Annotated in this window: 14 protein-coding genes; 4 read left to right on the top strand and 10 right to left on the bottom strand. The window is 44.3% G+C overall.

Annotation, left to right across the window (positions count from 1 at the left end):
• Positions 1-11 precede the first annotated feature (11 nt).
• From ACRC32_RS09035 to ACRC32_RS09005, 7 genes are all read right to left on the bottom strand, one after another.
• A complete protein-coding gene (locus ACRC32_RS09035) occupies positions 12-1,220 on the bottom strand; it encodes a chromate transporter (RefSeq protein WP_438553658.1) in 1,209 nt (402 codons plus the stop codon).
• A 124-nt stretch (positions 1,221-1,344) separates the two neighbouring features.
• Positions 1,345-1,962, bottom strand: a complete 618-nt coding sequence (locus ACRC32_RS09030) for a TVP38/TMEM64 family protein (protein ID WP_438553657.1) — start codon at positions 1,960-1,962, stop codon at positions 1,345-1,347.
• Positions 1,962-3,872 (bottom strand): aspartate kinase, encoded by a 1,911-nt coding sequence (locus ACRC32_RS09025; protein ID WP_438553647.1) that lies wholly within the window; start codon positions 3,870-3,872, stop codon positions 1,962-1,964. The genes ACRC32_RS09030 and ACRC32_RS09025 overlap by 1 nt, the downstream gene beginning before the upstream one ends.
• Positions 3,873-4,082: 210 nt before the next feature.
• The gene (locus ACRC32_RS09020; RefSeq protein ID WP_438553646.1) at positions 4,083-5,288 is read right to left on the bottom strand and encodes an ATP-binding protein; all 1,206 of its coding nucleotides are present in this window, start codon (positions 5,286-5,288) and stop codon (positions 4,083-4,085) included.
• Complete coding sequence (locus tag ACRC32_RS09015) at positions 5,260-5,448, bottom strand: hypothetical protein (RefSeq protein ID WP_438553645.1); 189 nt, start codon at positions 5,446-5,448, stop codon at positions 5,260-5,262. The genes ACRC32_RS09020 and ACRC32_RS09015 overlap by 29 nt, the downstream gene beginning before the upstream one ends.
• A gap of 25 nt (positions 5,449-5,473) precedes the next feature.
• Entirely contained in the window at positions 5,474-5,920 is a 447-nt protein-coding gene (locus tag ACRC32_RS09010) for a response regulator (protein WP_438553644.1), read from the bottom strand.
• On the bottom strand, positions 5,865-8,174 hold the full coding sequence (locus tag ACRC32_RS09005; RefSeq protein ID WP_438553643.1) for an ATP-binding protein: 2,310 nt from the start codon (positions 8,172-8,174) through the stop codon (positions 5,865-5,867). Before ACRC32_RS09005 ends, ACRC32_RS09010 begins: the two co-directional genes overlap by 56 nt.
• 926 nt (positions 8,175-9,100) lie before the next feature.
• On the opposite strand from ACRC32_RS09005, the gene argZ reads away from it, so the two are divergent.
• The 3 genes from argZ to ACRC32_RS08990 all read left to right on the top strand — a co-directional run bounded on the left by argZ (position 9,101) and on the right by ACRC32_RS08990 (position 12,448).
• Positions 9,101-11,212, top strand: coding sequence for a bifunctional arginine dihydrolase/ornithine cyclodeaminase (gene argZ / locus ACRC32_RS09000; protein ID WP_438553642.1), 2,112 nt, complete (start codon positions 9,101-9,103; stop codon positions 11,210-11,212).
• Positions 11,213-11,386: 174 nt separating this feature from the next.
• Positions 11,387-11,755, top strand: a complete 369-nt coding sequence (locus ACRC32_RS08995) for a hypothetical protein (protein ID WP_438553641.1) — start codon at positions 11,387-11,389, stop codon at positions 11,753-11,755.
• Between the two features lie 231 nt (positions 11,756-11,986).
• Complete coding sequence (locus tag ACRC32_RS08990; RefSeq protein WP_438553640.1) at positions 11,987-12,448, top strand: Hsp20/alpha crystallin family protein; 462 nt, start codon at positions 11,987-11,989, stop codon at positions 12,446-12,448.
• 184 nt (positions 12,449-12,632) lie between these two features.
• Here ACRC32_RS08990 and ACRC32_RS08985 read toward each other — a convergent pair whose 3' ends face one another.
• Positions 12,633-13,430: an N-formylglutamate amidohydrolase gene (locus ACRC32_RS08985; protein WP_438553639.1), complete on the bottom strand. Its 798-nt coding sequence runs from the start codon at positions 13,428-13,430 to the stop codon at positions 12,633-12,635.
• A gap of 242 nt (positions 13,431-13,672) precedes the next feature.
• Here ACRC32_RS08985 and ggt point away from each other — a divergent pair, with 242 nt between their 5' ends.
• Positions 13,673-15,226 carry a gamma-glutamyltransferase gene (ggt, locus tag ACRC32_RS08980; protein WP_438553638.1) on the top strand — a complete coding sequence of 518 codons (1,554 nt, stop codon included), beginning with the start codon at positions 13,673-13,675 and terminating at the stop codon, positions 15,224-15,226.
• Between the two features lie 65 nt (positions 15,227-15,291).
• Here ggt and ACRC32_RS08975 read toward each other — a convergent pair whose 3' ends face one another.
• Positions 15,292-16,860: a ferredoxin--nitrite reductase gene (locus ACRC32_RS08975; protein ID WP_438553637.1), complete on the bottom strand. Its 1,569-nt coding sequence runs from the start codon at positions 16,858-16,860 to the stop codon at positions 15,292-15,294.
• Between the two features lie 234 nt (positions 16,861-17,094).
• Positions 17,095-17,205, bottom strand: a complete 111-nt coding sequence (locus ACRC32_RS08970) for a hypothetical protein (protein WP_438553656.1) — start codon at positions 17,203-17,205, stop codon at positions 17,095-17,097.
• Between the last annotated feature and the right edge of the window lie 12 nt (positions 17,206-17,217).

Raw genomic sequence — 17,217 nt, 5'->3', positions numbered from 1 at the left:
GGGGAGATTTTTTATCTTACTAATTGTAAGATTAAGCCAATAATTCCCCCAGCTAAAACTAACCAAGCAGAATTAATTTTGAAGCGAAAAACAGCGATCGCGCTAGCAATTGCTAAAATTACAGTCACGGTATCTATCAATGCCGTGCGTCCCAAAGTATATGAAACAACAGCCATCAAGCCCAAAGATGCAGCATTCACCCCATCTAAAAAACCCCCAACTAAAGTAGATTGACGTAGTTTTGGAACCCAGGGGTTGATAATACCGACTAGTACAAATGCAGGCAGAAAAATTCCGATTGTAGCCGCGATCGCCCCTGCATGACCAGCTAAAAGATAGCCGATGAAAGTAGCAGTGGTAAACACGGGACCAGGGGTAAATTGACCGATTGCGACTGCATCTAAAAGCTGTTGAGATGTTAGCCACTGATTGCGTTCTACCAAATCTCGTTGCAAAAATGCAAGTAAAACATAACCACTGCCATACAGCACCGAACCAATTTTGAGGAAAAATAGAAACACATTCACCCAGCCTACAGGTGGAGTAGGGGTTGTACTACCTGCTTGTGCTAGCGGAAAAGATAGCGGCAATAGCCAAGCCGCCGCATGACCCCGACTGCGCCACAGACTCTTTACCAACATCACACTCAGTCCCGCCAGTAACAGCAGCACGATTTCATCCCAGCCAAAAAAAAAGGCGACTATGACCGCTACTGCTACTATCCCCGTTGGTACGTCCTTAATTGCTTTTTGACCTAACTTCCACAATGCTTGTAAGACGATCGCGATGATAACGGGTTTGATACCGTAGAGCAATCCTTCAGCTTGGGGTAAAGTTTGGTATTGCTTGTAGGCGATCGCCAATACCCAGACGATCGACATGGCAGGTAAAATAAAGCAGCTTCCCGCGATAATCAAACCGCGCCATCCTGCCCGTTCGTAGCCGATGTGAATAGCTAGTTCTGTAGAATTGGGTCCGGGAATTAAGTTAGTTACGCCCAGCAAATCGAGTAGTTTCTCGCGACTCATCCACTGCCTGCGCTTTGCTACCTCATCATCCATCATGGCGATGTGCGCGGCGGGACCACCAAAGGCGATCGTACCTAACTTGAGAAATACTACTGCTAATTCTCGCAGTCTTTGCTTTTTTTGCTGCGAATTGAGGGCAGCATAGGGAATTTGCTGTTCTGCTGGTTGAATCCCTTCAGTTTCCTGAGACATTGGTTGTTGGTCATTTGTCATTTGTCATTTGTCATTTGTGCGCGATTAGTAGGTAAGTTCTTCACGCACTGCTCGCTACTGACTTTCCACTGATAACTGATAACTGATAACTGATAACTGATAGCTACAGTTTCGCCAACGCTTTACGAGCAATCCGAGTCACGTACAGAGTTACCGTTACCGTAGCAATAAAACCAATTATCCGAATTATCCATACGACAGTTGAATTGGTGGGGCGATCGCTACTGCTAATTGTGGCAAGGCTACCAGCTAGGGAGCCAAGATAAACATACATGATTGTCCCAGGCAACATTCCCACTGAGCCAAGGAAATAATCTTTGAGTGAAACTTGAGTGATACTAAAAGCGTAGTTTAACAGGCTAAAGGGAAATATTGGTGAAAGTCTGGTTAACAAAACAATTTTGAATCCCTCTTTGCCAACTGCCTCGTCAATGGCTTGGAATTTTTGATGACTAGCAATTTTTTTGGCTACCCAGCCCCGTGCTAAATAACGCCCAACTAAAAAAGCTGCGGTGGCTCCCAAAGTCGCACCGATAAATACGTAAATCGAACCGAAAATTGCTCCATAAACAACTCCTGCACCCAAGGTAAGAATTGTGCCTGGAATAAAAGCAACTGTGGCAATGACGTACAGTAAGATAAACGCGATCGCGCCTATAGTTCCGAGGTTTTCTATTCCCTGTAAAGTTTGCCGTAACAGTTCTGGCAAATGAAACCCCATCATGCCGAGACTTGAATTGCACCGCTACCACTCAACCCAAAAGCAGCATGAATTGCCTGGAGTGCGGCAACTCCTTGTTCTTGAGCGACGACACAACTAATTTTAATTTCGGAAGTCGCGATCATTTGAATATTAATTTGTTTTTGTGCCAAGGCAGCAAACATCTTTGCCGCGACTCCTGGTTGACCGACCATTCCCGCACCGACAACGCTGACCTTAGCGATCGCAGTATCTACCACGATTTGCCCCCAGCCATGCTCTGACGCTGCTTGTTCTAAAGCTTGCTTCGCAGCTGCCGCATCCATCTGCGCTACCGTACAAACAATATCTCGCTTTGGCACGCCGTTCGCAATCCGACAGCGTTGAGATTGAATAATCGTATCCACGCTAATATTCTCCCGCGCCAACAATCCGAATAATCTCGCCGCTAGCCCAGGGCGATCTGGTACTTGGAGAATTGCTAAACGGGCTTGGTTGATGTCTAGGGCTACACCTCTAACAGGGGGAGTAGGGAGCAGGGAGCAGGGAGCAGGGGAAGAATTTGGAGTTAATTGTGAATTGTGTTCGCGAAGTTTAGCGTCAGCGTCTATTGTGAATTGTGAATTGGTAGTTGCTCCCTCTGCTCCCTTTTCCACTACAACTCTCTCTTCTACGATCTCAAAAGCCTCTCGCAGGGCTGTGACAGCGCGATCGCCGTCGGTTGCATCAATGACGCAACTGACTTTGACTTCTGAGGTAGAAATCATTTGAATGTTAATTCCCGCCTCAGCCAGGGTCAAAAACATTTGCGCCGCTACCCCGGGACGACCGATCATGCCTGCCCCGTCGATACTGACTTTGGCAATGTGCGGCTGCACCATCACTTCTGCTTCCTCCGATTTCGGGTCGGGATGGGAGCGTAATACGGGTGCGATCGCGGCGGCGACTGCCTCCGTCTGCTTGAGTAACGAAGTCGTGACGGTAAAAGCAATGTCGTTGCTATTGCCTTCGTGGATCGACTGCACGATCAAATCTACGTCTAAGCCTTGACGGGCAATCTCGCTAAATAGCCGTGCCGCTATACCTGGGCGATCGGGGACGCGCAGCAAGGCGATTCTGGCTTGATCTGCGTCCAGTTCTACCCCATCAACCGGACGGGCAATTTCTAAATCTACCAGCGGACGGGGTTGAGGTTTGGGCGAAACTACCCAAGTGCCAGGATCGCTCGTCCAACTGGAACGCACGACCAGCGGTACGCCGTAATTACGAGCAATTTCTACCGCTCTCGGATGCAAGACCTTTGCCCCCAAGCTGGCGAGTTCTAGCATCTCGTTGCAAGTAATTTCTGTCATCAACTGCGCTTCTGGGACGAGACGGGGATCTGTGGTCAGAATGCCGGGAACATCTGTATAAATTTCGCAACAATCGGCACGAAGTGCTGCTGCTAGCGCCACGGCTGAGGTATCGGAGCCACCGCGCCCCAAGGTAGTAATTTCTAATTCTTCCGTGCTGGTAATTCCTTGAAATCCGGCAACAACAACGACTTTACCAATTTTCAGTTGCTTTTCAATCCGAGATGTTTGAATGTGTAAGATCCGCGCCCGCGTGTGTTCTGCTTCGGTGACAATACCCACTTGAGCGCCCGTGAGCGAAATTGCTGGCTGCCCTAATTCTTGTAATGCCATGCTCAACAGGGCGATCGTCACCTGTTCTCCCGTTGAGAGCAGCATATCCATTTCCCGCCGACTGGGATTAGCGGAAACTTCATGCGCTAGTTTGACCAGTGCATCGGTAGACTTACCCATCGCAGAAACGACAACCACCAAAGCGTTTCCTGCTTTCACTGTTTGGAGAACGCGATCTGCCACAGCTTGAATGCGTTCCACCGAACCAACCGAAGTACCACCGTATTTCTGGACAATCAGAGCCATAACTTTGAAAAGGGAGCAGAGATAAGGGAGCAGGGAGCAGGGGTAAGAGCAGCTCAGGAGCTGAGGGAGACAACAGAGCAATTCTGGTTCCACTAGTCACTAGCCACTAGTCACTTCCCCGACTTCCTGTTTGGTCAACAGATGACTATATAAGATTAGCGCGAGTCGGGGAGAGATTGGTAAGACTATCAGTAGGCGATCGCCTCGTTGCTACAACTGCTCGACCGATTGCAAAAAAATGGGGCAAACATCGCCGATTCCTTTGATTAACGGTAGGGTAACTGTAAAAGTCGTACCCATTCCCACCGTGCTTTCCAAGGTAATTTCACCGCTATGTGCCGCAACACATTTTTTCACAATTGCCAATCCTAAACCAGTCCCAGGAATCTTCTCGGCATTATTAGCGCGAAAAAAAGGCTGAAATAGCTGTGCTTGGTCTGCTTGAGGAATACCGATCCCTTGGTCTTGAAATCGAAAGATCGCAGTTTTTTCTTCAACGATCAGTTCAAACTGTACCTGACCGCCAGCAGGAGAATATTTAATTGCGTTGTTGAGTAAATTACTTAAAATGTGTTTTAACAAACTCTCATCCCAGACCGAACCATGCAAGCGATCGCCATGCTGGCAATGAAAAGTTAAGATCGAGTCTTTCGCGTTGGTGCTTAATTTTGCTTCCTCTACGAGTTTGTGGCAAAACAGCTCTAATTCCATTGGGATGAGCTTGCATTTGAGTTTGCCTGCTTCAGCTTGGCTCAAAAGCAGAAATTCATCTAATAGCCTAGCCATGTCGTTAATGGCAGAACGGATCAATTGAAAGTGAGCGAACTTTTTTTCTTGGCTTAATTTTTGGTCGTTATTTTGTAGCAATCCAGTTGCTAGTAGAATAGTCGTTAGGGGACTGCGAAAATCGTGCGAGAGGATGGAAGCGAAATCAGATTTAAACTGATTCATTTCTTTGGCTTTGACGAGTTCGGCAGTGCGTTCCTGCACGCTCACTTCTAAGGCTTGATTAACTGTTTTTAACGCTTCAGCTACCTGCTTGCGTTCGATCGCATAGCATAAAGAACGTATCAGCACGCCTGAATTTACCTGTCGCTTAACGAGATAATCCTGCGCTCCCTGGCGGACTGCTTCTAGAGCCAGATCGTCATCATTCGTATTTGTCAGCACGACGATGGGAAGGCTGGGAACGGCTTTGAGTAATGGTATGAGCGATCCTAACCCAGCGCTATCCGGTAGAGTTAAGTCTAACAAAACAACATCAAAGCAATTCTCTTGCAATCGGTCGAGCGCTTCCTGCAATCGCTGGGCGTGTACCAGTTCAAACTGCTTGACTGGAGACTCCTTCAGCAGCTCTCGCATGAGTCTGGCTTCTGCCAAGTTGTCTTCAATCAACAGAACTTTTACCGGAGTCATTGTGTCGTAGGGGCGGGTTTTTCAAAGGTTCCTGTGACAAAACAAAGATTTCTGCGGTTAAACCCGCCCGTACAGTTGTACGGGCGGGTTTTTTGAATAAGCTCGTGAAATAGCAAAGAATTCTGGAGTTAAACCCGCCCGTACAGGAGTTAGAAGTCATACCTTTAATGATCGGGATATGAATATTAGTTCGCAGGCAAAGTTACGGTAGAAAGCCAAAACTCTTCAATTCCTTTGACAATTTGAAACAATTGGCTGAGGTTGCGGGACTTGGTAATGTAGCAGTTGACGTGTAAATCGTAGCTGTGACAAATATCTTCCTCATTTTTAGAGGTCGTTAAGATCACGACAGGGATGCGCCGCAGTTGAGGATCGGCTTTAATTTCTGCCAAGACTTCCCGACCGTCTTTTTTAGGCAAGTTGAGATCGAGCAGAATTAAATCTGGGTGGGGTGCGTCGGTATACTCCCCTTCTTGACGCAAAAATGCGATCGCATCCATCCCGTTTCGTACAGATAAAACTTGGTTGGGGATGGTACTGCGTTTGAGTGCTTCTTCCACCAAGCGGACATCAGCTTTATTGTCCTCTACTAGGAAAATGGTTTTGAGTTTTTCTGCCGTGCCTGTACTCATATTTCTTACCTCCGGCGGGAATTGTAAAGTAGAATGTTGCACCTTGACCTAATTCTGAAGCCACCCAGATATCGCCTCGATGGCATTCAACGACTTTTTTGCAAATTGCCAAACCCATTCCCGTACCGGAATATTCATCTCTGGTATGTAAGCGTTGGAAAATGACAAAAATGCGATCGCTAAACTGGGGATCGATACCAATCCCGTTATCTTTAACTGAAAATAACCAGGCATCTTCTAATGGTGAGACACCAATATGAATCATAGGTGGCTTGTCGCTACGAAACTTGATCGCATTCCCAATCAGATTTTGAAATAGCTGAAGCATCTGCGTGCTATCTGCTAATACTGTTGGTAGTGGATCGTAAGAAATTGTAGCTCCCGTTTCTGAAATTCGTCCCTGTAAGCCACTGAGAGCGCGTTTTAAGGCTACCTCCAAATCTACGGGTTGAAATTCGACATTCTGTCGATCTACCTTGGAATAAGCTAGTACGTCGTCTATGAGCGTCTGCATGAGGCTGACTCCCGATACCGCATAGCTAATAAATTCTTTAGCATCTTCATCGAGCTGTTCTTGATAGCGCATCTCTAACAACTGGACGTAATTCGCAACTTGATTTAATGGTTCTTGTAAGTCGTGGGAAGCGACGTAGGCAAACTTTTTCAGTTCGGCATTAGAACGTTCTAAATCGTAGGCGATTTGTGATAGTTCTTCTGCTTGTCTTAAAACTACCTCAATTGTGGCTTTACGCAGATCGATCGCGACTTTGATTTCTACTTTTTTCCACGGCAAAGATTTACCCTGTACAGTTTCTTGCCACAATTGAAAGGATTTGCGCGGAGACAAATATACGCTGTCATTTTCCTGACCGAATTCAAATGCCTCGTGCGGATTACCACCCCAATTGACTGTTTGTATGACTTCAGGACGAAACCATAAAATATAGCTTTTATCGGCAATAGGAATTGCTAACAAACCGCTAGCAACATGTTTGTAAATTTCTGCTTCTGGAAATACTAGTGGTAGGGTATCCGTGTAGAAAACTTCCTCATCTCGAAATTGATGTTTTAACCACTGTACGATTACATTTAAGTTTTCCGGCTTTGGAACTTGCCCAATTGTCGTCCATTCGTTATTAAAACAGATGGCTGCTCCTTGAGCATCAACTAATTCTAATAAGTTCGGTTCTTGTTTAACTAAACCATCAATCCAACTTTCGGCTTGCGACATATATTCGATTAGTTGCGATCGCACATATGTGATGTGAAGGTTGTAGTCGTAATCGTCTGTTTCTTCTATTGCCGAAATTTCTGCAAAAATCATCCGTCCGAGAAACTCGCAAGCTTTACGTAGCTCGTAAGATACATATTTAGGCGATCGATGGTGACAAGCAATTAACCCCCAAAGTTTGTCTTCTTTAATTAAAGAAATTGTTAAAGAAGCACCCACTTCCATATTATGTAGGTACTTAAGATGACAGGAAGATGCACTTCTTAACGTTGAATGAGTTAAATCTAGCGGACGTAAATTTGTCGGGTTAATTAAAGGAAAAAGTTCTACTGGTTTAGCATGAGCGTTGGGAATTATTCTAATCCAATTGGAACAAAACAGTTTTCTGGCAGGTTTAGGAATATCCGACTCGGGAAAGTGCAATCCTAAGTAAGCTTCCATATCATCTAATTTTTCTTCGGCAATGACAATACCGTGTCCGTCATTGTCAAATTTATAGAGCATCACGCGGTCAAATCCCGTGACTTTACGTACTTCTTGAACGATAACTTGACCAAAATCTTGTAATTTTGTTGTTGTTGCTAATCGATTAATTGAGGCTCTAGCTAGGTGATAAAAACTTAAAAAAGGAATGTTTTCTTGAGTTAGAGCTGGCTCTAATTCTAAGATCAGTAATCTATCTCGATTGCGATGAAATATACCGTCAAATACTACGTAATCGTCTCCTTTGACTCTCAACCAAATTTTTACAGGGTTGAGCAGATCGAAATTTTCTTCTGCTAGTCCTAGTTTGATTCTTTCTATTTGATAAGAGTCGAGAAGATCTTCTAGATTCTGCAAAACCAATTCTTCAGGTGAAATTCCAAAAACAGAAAATGCATTAGTACTGACTTGTAAGATTTTGAGGTTTGGCTCTTCTAAAACTACAATGACTCCATGTGGTTGAATTTGGTTAATTAGTTGAACTGGTTCTTCATCCCAAAGGGAAAATTCAACATCTGTTAATTGTAAGTTTTCTGACACAAAGAGCCTCCCCTGAAAGTCAAAAGTTAAAAGCTAAAAGTCAAAATACTGGATATATTGCGCAAGTTTTTGTTGAGTTTAAGCACAATATTCGGATTCAAAACGAAATAAAATATTTCACAATGCAGTTTTTCTAGTAGTATAAATTGTGGCACTACTAGCTCTATCCGTAATATCTATTAGTAAATCTATATAGGTAAACTTATTGAAAGCTGTTGCTTTTCTCTATTTCCTCAAATGTTACTTGCGCCAACAGCTTAACATAGCGTTTTTTGCGATCGAGGTAAATGTTAAGAAAAAGTAGTAGTTTTTGAATTCAGCGGCTAATTATGATGAAAAATAGCTGCATTTTTGCAATACAAAAGCTAGCTAGGTAATTGGTAAATGGTAATTGGTAATGGGTTTACAGATTGAAAAGCGCGATTATTATTAGTTGCTAACCCTTCGCTGCGAATTATTTAAAAAATATTAAAAATGGAAGAATTTAGAAATAGTTCGTGCTATTTGCTAGCAAGCTAAAAATCAAGCAAGCTTGACTAATTTATCGCCATAATCTGTCGTTACTCTGAGCGATCGCGATTTTATAGTAGGGTGGGCAATGCCCGCATATACTCAATTGGCTTTTATCTACAACAAATTAGTTAAGCTAACACGCAAATTATTAAAAATAGCTGCAATATCGCCAATTCAGCCAATAAGAGTAAATACTTAGTCTCATCAAGAATTGCGAAGCGCGAGCGTAGTTATCGTCCCCTCACCAGCCATCTCATCCTACTGTTCCTCAAAGTAATAGAATGAAGATCTAGAATTGCAATTGCAATGTAGTTGCATTGAGTACAGATTCCGTAACAATTTCTACAGAATTGGTGACATAAAAATCTGTATTCATGAAGAGTTTGTCATCTTGACCCAATAGAAAGCTTTCTATGAGTTCTTCGATCCGCTTCTTAATGTGCGCCCCCGACCACTATGATGTGGACTACGTGATTAACCCCTGGATGGAGGGTAACATTCACAAGTCCTCCCGCGATCGCGCCGTCGAACAGTGGCAAAAGTTGTTCCATGTCCTGAAGGAACAAGCCGTTGTCGATTTGGTGCAACCGCAACCAGGCGTACCAGACATGGTATTTACTGCGAATGCAGGCTTGGTTTTGGGGGATACAGTTGTCCTCAGCCGTTTCTTCCACAAGGAGCGCCAGGGAGAAGAACCATTCTTCAAGCAGTGGTTTGAGTCCAAAGGTTACACGGTACACGAACTGCCAAAAGACTTACCATTTGAAGGTGCTGGAGATGCACTGCTGGATCGGGAAGGACGCTGGTTATGGGCTGGGTATGGCTTCCGTTCCGAACTCGATTCTCACCCTTATCTCGCCAAATGGCTTGATATTGAAGTGTTATCCTTGCGCTTGATGGACGAGCGCTTCTATCACCTCGATACCTGTTTTTGTCCCTTGAGTGGCGGTTATCTACTCTACTATCCTCCAGCTTTTGATTCCTATTCCAACCGTCTGATTGAAATGCGGGTTCCAGCTGAAAAGCGGATCGCCATTAAAGAAGCCGATGCGGTGAACTTCGCTTGCAACGCCGTCAACATCGATTCGGTAGTGGTGATGAATAAAGCGAGCGATGACTTGAAAGCTCGCTTGACTAAACTCGGATTTCGCGTCATTGAAACCCCGCTGACAGAATTTCTGAAAGCTGGAGGAGCCGCCAAATGTTTGACGTTGCGGGTGACAGAACCAGTACGGGAAGAAGTCCACGCCAGCACGCCTGTGGAAAGTCGTGCTGTCCGTATGGAAGGACATTTACTCGATTCTGGTTTAATCAACCGCGCTTTAGATGCGATCGTTGAAAATGGCGGTAGCTTCCAAGTGCTGAATTTTAGCTTGGGAGAACAGCGACAAAGCACTTCTTCTGCCGAAGTGAAGGTGACAGCTCCTTCGCGCGATGTCATGGAAGAGATTATATCTCAGCTGATCGATTTGGGTGCTGTGCCGCGTCCGCAAGAAGTTTGCGACGTGAATATGGAACCCGTACATCAAGCGGGTGTAGCTCCCGATGATTTTTACGTCACGACGATTTATCCGACAGAAGTGCGGGTAAATTGCGAGTGGGTGAAGGTACAAAATCAGCGGATGGATGGCGCGATCGCAGTTACATTTAATTCTGGTAGTCCCGTGGCTCGTTGCAAGTTATTGCGGGATTTGGAAGTTGGCGAACACGTCATCGTCGGGATTGAAGGTATCCGTACCATTCGCAAGACGGAATCGCGGGAACAGCGCAACAAGCAGGAATTTAGCTTTATGTCTGCTGGAGTCTCCAGCGAACGCCGTGTCGAACTGGTAGTAGAACAAGTAGCTTGGGAACTGCGACAAGTGCGCGACCAAGGTGGTAAGGTAGTGGTCACGGCTGGACCCGTGGTGATTCATACAGGTGGCGGGGAACACCTATCGCAGTTAATTCGCCAAGGCTACGTGCAAGCTTTGTTGGGTGGAAATGCGATCGCCGTCCACGATATCGAACAAAATATGATGGGGACTTCTCTCGGTGTGGATATGAAGCGGGGAGTCGCCGTACAGGGAGGACATCGCCACCACTTGAAGGTTATCAATACGATCCGGCGTTATGGCAGTATTGCCAAGGCTGTCGAGCAAGGTGTATTGCAAAGCGGAGTCATGTACGAATGCGTGCGTAACAACGTCCCCTTCTGCTTAGCAGGCTCGATTCGGGATGACGGTCCTTTACCCGACACCGAGATGGATTTAATTAAAGCTCAAACCGAATACGCTCGGTTATTGCAGGGAGCAGATATGATTTTAATGCTCTCCTCAATGCTGCATTCGATAGGCGTAGGTAATATGACGGCTGCTGGGGTAAAAATGGTCTGCGTCGATATTAACCCTGCCGTAGTCACAAAACTGAGCGATCGCGGTTCGGTTGAATCTGTCGGTGTGGTGACAGACGTAGGATTATTCCTGAGTTTGTTAGTACAGCAGTTGGATAAGTTGACCAGTCCTTATCATTTGGTGCAAGTCTAAATAAACAGTGACCAGTGACCAGTGACCAGATAATGGTAGGGAGCGTTATGTAACGCTCCCTACTACAAAGAATTTTTGTCTGTTGGGTAGCACAGCCGTGCTACCTATTTTTGTGAAAATCCGCAATGGTACGGTATGCACTCACGCCTAAGTTTACATATTTTAATAATAGGAATGATATTTACGCTCGGGCGATCGCTATCTGTAACTTATCCTCTGCTGGGCAAATATATAAAAGAAAAGATTATGCAACCTACGATTTCATCTTCCAACCGCAATCCTCAAAACAGTCTATTTCTCTCTCCTGGTGAATTCTGTACTTGTCATATTTGCGTCCCTGATTCAAATGAACGAATGGCTGCAATTATGTTTAACAAGCAATACTATAGTTTTTTCAAGTCAGTTAAAGAGCGAGAAAAAGCCTTAAGCGTGGTTGCTAAACTTCAGGAAAAAGACAACAATGCTTTAATTGTTAAAACTCCTAAAGGATATACTATTTGGGTTTTAGAACCTACAGCCTATTTAAGTAGGTCGAAACAATAAGTAGGGGCGCACAGATGTGCGCCCTCACAGTGTCACAATTACGGTAAGAAGAACATGGCATAGGCAAAGAACCGAACATCTCCCTACGACTACCTTTGATAGCCTGATATTGGGTTGAGAAAAGTCAACCCCCGACAAATAAACAGCTGTTGAGTCGGAAATTCAGTTAATCGCGATCGCGTTTGTAGTGACACACGTTAGCTAGAGATACAGCAAAGTTCGGAGGTAATTATGGCACTAGTACGTTGGGAACCATTCCGCGAATTTGAAATGGAACCATTCCGCGAATTTGGCAGCTTACAAAGAGAGATGAACCGTTTGTTTGATAGTCTGTCACCTCGGACTGGTGGTAATGGTGGAATGGCGTTCGTACCCGCAGCAGAATTGCAAGAAACACCAGAAGCAATTCACTTGAAGCTCGAAATCCCTGGGATGGAAGCTAAAGATTTAGACGTACAAGTAACGGCTGAAGCTGTTGCAATTAGCGGCGAACGTAAATCTGAAACCAAGACAGAAGAAAAAGGCGTAACTCGTTCCGAATTTCGTTATGGTTCGTTCCGTCGCGTCATTCCACTCCCATCTAGAATTCAGCATGAAAACGTCCAAGCTAACTACCAAAATGGTGTTCTAACTCTCACATTACCGAAAGCAGAAGAAGAAAAAAATAAAGTCGTGAAAGTTAATATCGGATAACTTCTCAGTCAGGTAGGTGAATTCCTACCTGACTATTTACTGTTCGTAATACGAAGAGATTGAGCGAATAGAATTCGCAACTACACAGACAAAATCCGCAAGGCAAGGGTTTGAAAGCTTTGGTTTTTCTTGAGTCTGCCGTTGACTCGAATCGCGATCGCACCTAGCCTCTAAATTAGCAAAATTAATATTTTCCTCTGTCGTCTGCTACTAGTTGCTTCAATATTCCTGGTACGGTGGATTGTAAGGCGTGGCGGAGCGCTTCTAGTTGCTCTAAATCCACTTCGTTTGTCCATTCATCCATGAAAAACTTTTTGACTTCAATCGAGAGGACACAAGCAGAATCGGGAAACTTTTGATGTACCCATCTGGGAAAATATCCGCCGTGAAATTTGACATTTTCTCTTACGTCGAGTTGTCTGCCCAAATAGTCAAAGTTGCGGAGATCCGAGAGAAAACTTTCGATCGCAGAATGCCAGCGATCGCGATCCAGCGTGGCAGTACCTAAATTGATTTCTGGATTATATCTCGGCTCGGCAGGTTCAGCCTCTCGTCCCAAACGGCAATGATTGTAAGTATGCAGTTCAAATACAACAAAACGTCCGTGACGGCGTTCTAAATCTCTAAAAATTCGTTCTAAATTAGCATAAAAAGTATCGTATTCAGCTAAGGAACGGGCAATAATTTCAGCTGATGGCATGGATTGCCAAACTTCCAAACCCCATGCATCTCTAGGGTGAATATAAACTGCTTTTTCTCTAGGGCGGTTGAGATCTAATTCAAACCGCGATCGCTTCACTACAATTTGCGTATCTGCGATCGTCGTCCAAGCCGCCGTAAATGGGTCTTCTTCTCGCCAGCGATCGGCTTCACTGATGACCATTAAATCTGCAACTTCTTGCCTGACATCATGACCGTCATGTAAGGCTACAGCCGCGATCGCACCATTTCCAACTCGCTCTAATACCCAGCTTGGGTTCATCAGTTATCAGTTATCAGCAAAAAGAAAGTAGGTGGCAGCTTAAAAAGTGATATATGACTTACTTTCAGTAAATTGTTTTATCTTCATTTAAATACTCACTTTTGTGTATATTTTCTCTTATACAGTGTACTATAAACTGTAATAATTAATACTTTTTTTCAGCCATCGGCTATTTTTGACTTTTGACTTTTAACTTTTGACTTACTTTCGTCCCAATTCTCCTTTTGTCCTAATCTGCAAACATGAGCAAGGTTACACGCGGTACGATCGCGGCTGGAGATGCAAGAACCGCCGCAGCAGGAATTGAAATGTTTCGCCTCGGTGGTAATGCTTTTGATGCCGCCGCCGCTGCTGTTTTAGCTTCATTTGTCACCGAATCATCTCTGACTTCTGCTGCTGGTGGAGGTTTTCTTTTAGCTCATACCCAAGCAAATCAAAATATTTTATTTGATTTTTTTTCCCAAACTCCTATTCATAAAAGACCTCAACAAGAAATTAATTTTTACCCCATAGATGTGAATTTTGGCGATGCCGTGCAAGAATTTCATATTGGACTGGGCGCGATCGCCACACCAGGAAATATTGGAGGGATTTTTCACGTTCAACAAAAGTTAGGAAAATTACCTTTTCATGTCGTTACTGAACCAGCAATTCACTATGCTAAGTATGGTATAGAGGTGAATGAATTTCAAACTTACTGCTGGCAAATTTTACAACCAATTTTGACAGCTACCAAAGCAGCACGGCAAATTTACGCACCAAAAGGAGTGTTGCTGGAGGTAGGGGATAAATTATTCATGCCTGATTTTGCTGCAACTTTAAATTATCTTGCTGAACGAGGAGTGCAAGAGTTTTATCGAGGAGATATTGCACGGCAATTAGTTGAAGATTGTCGAACCAATGGCGGTTACTTAACTGATGCAGATCTAGCACAATATCAAGTTATTGAAAGAGAACCACTAACAATTAACTATCGAGGGAATACACTATTAACAAATCCCCCTCCTAGTTCGGGAGGAATTCTAATCGCTTTTGCCTTAGAATTGCTATCACAATTCACTCTCAATAAAATTGGTTTTGGCACACCACTCCACTTACAAATTCTGACAGCAATTATGCGATTAACCGATCGCGCCAGAAAAGAAAAGTACGATATCAATCTTTATCAAAATGATATAACGAAAACATTTTTAGCTGCTGCTCAAATTACCGAATATGCATTGCAGTTAAATTCAGTAGTGAATAAGTGGGGTAGTACCACCCATCTTAGCGTTGTTGACGATGAAGGTAATGCCGCAAGTGTCACGACTTCTAATGGAGAGGGTTGTGGTTACATTATCCCAGGTACGGGCATTATGCTAAATAACATGCTAGGAGAGGACGATTTAAACCCACACGGCTTTCATCAATGGCGAGAAAATGTACGAATTTCTTCGATGATGTCGCCCACAATTGTATTAAAAGATAATCGTCCCGAAATCGTTTTAGGGTCTGGTGGTTCTAAGCGAATCAGAACGGCGATTTTACAAGTTATTTCCAATATTATCGATTTTCAAATGCCCGTAGATCTAGCTGTGAATAGTTCTCGCCTACATTGGGAAGATAATGTCTTGAATCTAGAACCAGGATGGAATCAAGAGGCGATCGCTAACCTCATTTCTACTGACGAGAAATCTCTGTTATGGAATAAGCAGAATATGTTTTTTGGCGGCGTGCATACAGTCATGGAAGATGAGTCGGGAATCATTTCAGGTGCGGGAGATAAACGGCGCAATGGTGCGATCGCTTCAATCTAAAGCCCCCCTTTTTAAGGGGGGTTGGGGGGATCTATTGCCCTCCTTTTTAAGGGGGTTGCGGGGATCTAACCTACCAATGTTTCCTCTTTGATTTTTGCCCCAAAATGTTCGACCAATAAGTCCCGCACTACTGATTTTAAATCTTCACAGGCAACCCGTTTCATCACCTCTTTACCTAAGTGGGCATCTTTACCAACCTTACCACCCATCCATATATCTACTGCCTCCACCGTGCGATCGTCTTTGCGCGTTTTCGTGCCGATAAAACCAATATCTGCAACTTGAGGTTGACCGCAGGAATTAGGGCATCCCGTCCAATGAATTCGCACTGGTTGAGTTAAAATTAACTCTTGTTCGAGTTCTTTAACTATTGCCAAAGCGCGGTTTTTAGTTTCGATAATTGCAAAACCGCAAAATTCATTTCCAGTACAAGAAACCAAACCTCGATTTAAAGTTCCTGGTTCAATTGTAAAACGCTCTTTTAGCAAAGGCTCGGCTAAAAACGCACTCAAGCGCGTGTCGGGAATATGGGGAATAATTAAATTTTGCTCGACGGTAAGGCGAATTTCCCCATTGCCATAGACTTCTGCCATTCGTGCCAGTTCAAACATTTCATTTGCATATAAGCGACCGACGGGAACGTGCAATCCGACATAATTTAATCCTGTTTGTTTTTGCGAATAAACTCCAATATGGTCGCGTTTTTCCCAATCAATTTCATCTTTTTCTGCGGCTGTGGCTAGTGGTTTACCAAACCGTTGTTCTACCTCAGTGCGAAACTTTTCTATCCCCCATTGGTTAATTAGATGCATCATGCGGCACTTTTGGCGGTTTTCCCTCGGTCCATTTTCGCGATAGACCATCATCATCGCCAGGGTTAAAGCAACGACATCTTCGGGAGGAATCCAAGCATCAAGGGGAATCGCCGTGACGTATTGATTGGGGGCAAAATAACCGCCGACAATGACGTTAAACCCTAGCGTCCCGTTTTTATATGCTGGAAGCAAGCCGAGGTCATTGATTTCGGCGTGAACGGAGTTATCGCGACCACCAGCCACAGCTATGTTAAATTTTCGGGGTAAATCGCTTAGTTCGAGATTACCTTCACCGTTGTTGGTAATGGCATCTTGGAGAATGCGGCACAATCCTCGCGTGTCGATAAGTTCGTTGGCATCAATTCCAGCTACAGGGGAACCCGTAATGTTCCGCACGTTGTCCATCCCTGACTGGACGGAGGTTAGACCAGCTTGTGCCAGTATCTTGATAATATCAGCAATATCTTCGATGCGGATGCCACGCAGTTGTAAGTTTTGGCGCGTGGTAATGTCTGCGTTACCTTGGTCTTGAAATCCCGCACCTTGGCAGTAGCGCTGTACGATTTCTGCTAGTACTCGCATTTGAGTGCTAGTTAAGATGCCGTTGGGTATCCGCATTCGCATCATAAACTTACCAGGAGTCACTGGACGATGGAAAAAACCCAACCACTTAAGTCCGAAATCTCGCTCGAACTCGTCCATTGCTTCCCAGCCAATTTGGGCGAAGTGTTCTAATTCTTGTTTGAGTAATAGAGGGTGTTTTTTAGCTTTGGCTTGTTCGACTTTATTTAATTTCTGTTTTTTAACTGCTTGTGTCATCGATCTAGCCTACGAGAGTTCTTTTACAGCAAGTGCGATCGCATTTCCGCGTCAGATCGGGTTGTTCGGTAAAATCCTTTTGTTGCTAGATTATTCGGCTTCGGTAAAAGGGTTCGTAGGCTTTGTTACCGTTACTCTAATTTTGTTCGGGCTATCTGTCTTCAGAATTAGTGCATCTATCTCTAGTATTAATTTGAATCTACAGTTGGTAGACAAAATTGATGGCGAATGCATTTAGATTGGTACGGAGACCACGGGTAAAATGACAGTAAATGTGGTTCCTACATCGACTTCACTCTCCACATAAATCTCGCCGCCGCAGGCTTCAATACACTTTTTAGCGATCGCCAGTCCTAA

This window comes from Chroococcidiopsis sp., from assembly GCF_051657925.1.
Taxonomy (GTDB): Bacteria; Cyanobacteriota; Cyanobacteriia; order Cyanobacteriales; family Chroococcidiopsidaceae; genus Chroococcidiopsis.
Note: the sequence above shows the minus strand (reverse complement) of the source record. Positions and strands in the feature narration are given on the sequence as shown.

Excerpts from the sequence above, each read along its gene's own strand:
- ACRC32_RS08995 (WP_438553641.1), top strand. The coding sequence starts at position 11,387 with ATGATATTTACGCTCGGGCGATCGCTATCTGTAACTTATCCTCTGCTG.
- argZ (WP_438553642.1), top strand. The coding sequence starts at position 9,101 with ATGAGTTCTTCGATCCGCTTCTTAATGTGCGCCCCCGACCACTATGAT.
- ACRC32_RS09010 (WP_438553644.1), bottom strand. The coding sequence starts at position 5,920 with ATGAGTACAGGCACGGCAGAAAAACTCAAAACCATTTTCCTAGTAGAG.
- ACRC32_RS08985 (WP_438553639.1), bottom strand. The coding sequence starts at position 13,430 with ATGAACCCAAGCTGGGTATTAGAGCGAGTTGGAAATGGTGCGATCGCG.
- ACRC32_RS09025 (WP_438553647.1), bottom strand. The coding sequence starts at position 3,872 with ATGGCTCTGATTGTCCAGAAATACGGTGGTACTTCGGTTGGTTCGGTG.
- ggt (WP_438553638.1), top strand. The coding sequence starts at position 13,673 with ATGAGCAAGGTTACACGCGGTACGATCGCGGCTGGAGATGCAAGAACC.
- ACRC32_RS09030 (WP_438553657.1), bottom strand. The coding sequence starts at position 1,962 with ATGGGGTTTCATTTGCCAGAACTGTTACGGCAAACTTTACAGGGAATA.
- ACRC32_RS09020 (WP_438553646.1), bottom strand. The coding sequence starts at position 5,288 with ATGACTCCGGTAAAAGTTCTGTTGATTGAAGACAACTTGGCAGAAGCC.
- ACRC32_RS09015 (WP_438553645.1), bottom strand. The coding sequence starts at position 5,448 with ATGACTTCTAACTCCTGTACGGGCGGGTTTAACTCCAGAATTCTTTGC.
- ACRC32_RS08975 (WP_438553637.1), bottom strand. The coding sequence starts at position 16,860 with ATGACACAAGCAGTTAAAAAACAGAAATTAAATAAAGTCGAACAAGCC.
- ACRC32_RS08990 (WP_438553640.1), top strand. The coding sequence starts at position 11,987 with ATGGCACTAGTACGTTGGGAACCATTCCGCGAATTTGAAATGGAACCA.
- ACRC32_RS09035 (WP_438553658.1), bottom strand. The coding sequence starts at position 1,220 with ATGTCTCAGGAAACTGAAGGGATTCAACCAGCAGAACAGCAAATTCCC.